A 1884-nucleotide genomic window follows, 5' to 3' on the forward strand; every position below is an offset into this window, starting at 1 on the left:
CTCTGGTTCCAAGAGCAAAGCCTCGAACTTCCGACGAGGCAGATCACTGGCGACACGGTTTGGCGACGACCGAGCTACGCCACTCTCCACAGGATGATCGAGAACCCAGTGTACGGCGGCGCATATGCGTATGGTAAAACGGCCGCGGCGATGGGATATGTGGAAAGGAGCGCAGGCGTGAAGATTCGCCGTAAGGCGCGCGCCGACTGGGTTTGCCTCAAGCCTGGCACTCACGAAGGCTATGTCAGCTGGGAGAGGTTCGAAGCGATCCGCACGATGGTCTCCAACAATATGCCGACGAGTCAGCATCACGGCGTACCCAAGCATGGCGACGCCTTGCTCGCTGGCTTGATCCGTTGTCGCCGCTGCGGACGCAAGCTGACGCTCCGCTATAGCGGTGCGCAGCATCACATACCGCGTTACAGCTGCTGGCGCGGCTGGATGGACACTGCCGAACCACGCTGCATTGCATTTGGAGGCCTGCGCGTCGACGACGCAATAGAGAAGGCAATCCTCGGTGTTGTCGGCCCGGTGCTGTCGCTGCTTCGATTGCTGCGGCCGAACAAGCCAACGAGCGACGGGATCAGGTACGAGAGGCTCTTGGCCGTGATCTCGAAGCGGCGCGCTATGCCGCCGGCAGTATGACGCCGCTGATCCCCTCAACCGACTAGTCGCCAGCGAACTCGGGGCGCGCTGGAACCAAGCGCTGACCCGCGTCGCCGAAGTGGAGAGCAAGATCTTCGCGCATGAGGCGGCTTCTCCGGCGCGGGCGTTCGACCCGGCTGCGTTCGCTCTTCTTGGCGCAAACTTGGAAACAGTCTGGTCCGCTCCGACAACGGACTCTCGATTAAAGAAGCGCATCGTACGCACCATGATTCACGAAGTGGTGGCGGATATCGACGATACAACGTCCGAGATCGTCATCGTCGTTCACTGGTCAGGCGGCGTTCACAGCGAGATCCGCTTACCCAAGCGCAGACGTGGTCAGCGTAGCAGCACCTCGGCTGACATCATCGCGGCCGTGCGCGAGTTGGCATTGATTGCCAGCGACGATCTGATCGCTGGCCTTCTCAATCGCAACGGACTCAAAACCGGCTACGGCAACCGTTGGACTCGCGAACGTGTCACGTCGTTGCGTTCGCACCATCGCATTCCGGTCTTCCAGGCCGCCGTGGATGGCGTTGAGCCGTGGCTCAATCTCTCTGACGCCGCGCGCATCCTCAACATAGCGTCCAAGACGCTGCGGCGAGCGGCCGAGGCCGGCGAGATCAAGGCGAGCCGCCCGCTGCCGGATGGCGTTTGGATATTTGCGCGGGCCGCGCTTGCGACCGATGCCGCCAAGTCGATCGCCGAGCGGGCGCGCAACAATGTGAGACGCCCCGCGGGACCAGCTCGCGGCCAGCAAAGTCTCTTCCCTTCAACAACATAGACAAATGGGTGTTCTGATGCGCGGTTGTAAAATTCGATCCATCGGGCGATTCCGGCTTTGGCCTCGTGGCCGTCCGAATAACCCTTGAGATAGATGTCCTCGTATTTGAGCGAGCGCCACAGCCGCTCGATGAACACGTTGTCCATCCAGCGCCCGCGACCGTCCATCGAGATCCTGACGCCGGCGGCGGCCAGCGTGGCGGTGAAGGCGGCGCTGGTGAACTGGCTGCCCTGGTCGGTATTGTCGCGACGATGCTTCGCATCGCGCTGAGCTCTCAGGCCGGCCGAAGCGCGCCAAGGCCTCTTCGAGCGCAGACACGCAGAACGGTGTGTCCATCGTGTTCGACAGGCGCCAGGCCAGCACCGCACGGCTCGCCCGATCGATGATCGCCACCAGATACAGAAAGCCCTGGCCGATCGGCACATAGGTGATATCGGCCGCCCACACTTGATTCG

2 protein-coding genes and 1 pseudogene are annotated in these 1884 nt (G+C 62.2%); 2 read left to right on the forward strand and 1 reads right to left on the reverse strand.

The window, feature by feature from the left end; genetic code table 11:
- The first annotated feature begins 93 nt into the window (after positions 1-93).
- The gene (locus tag J6497_RS40455) at positions 94-645 is read left to right on the forward strand and encodes a recombinase zinc beta ribbon domain-containing protein (RefSeq protein WP_249793985.1); all 552 of its coding nucleotides are present in this window, start codon (positions 94-96) and stop codon (positions 643-645) included.
- A gap of 79 nt (positions 646-724) precedes the next feature.
- A complete protein-coding gene (locus J6497_RS40460) occupies positions 725-1429 on the forward strand; it encodes a helix-turn-helix domain-containing protein (protein ID WP_225709717.1) in 705 nt (234 codons plus the stop codon).
- An 8-nt stretch (positions 1430-1437) separates the two neighbouring features.
- On the opposite strand, the pseudogene J6497_RS40465 reads toward J6497_RS40460, so the two are convergent.
- Positions 1438-1884, reverse strand: a pseudogene (locus J6497_RS40465) (DDE-type integrase/transposase/recombinase); the annotation flags it as partial.

Source organism: Bradyrhizobium cenepequi (assembly GCF_020329485.1).
GTDB classification, from domain to species: Bacteria; Pseudomonadota; Alphaproteobacteria; order Rhizobiales; family Xanthobacteraceae; genus Bradyrhizobium; species Bradyrhizobium cenepequi.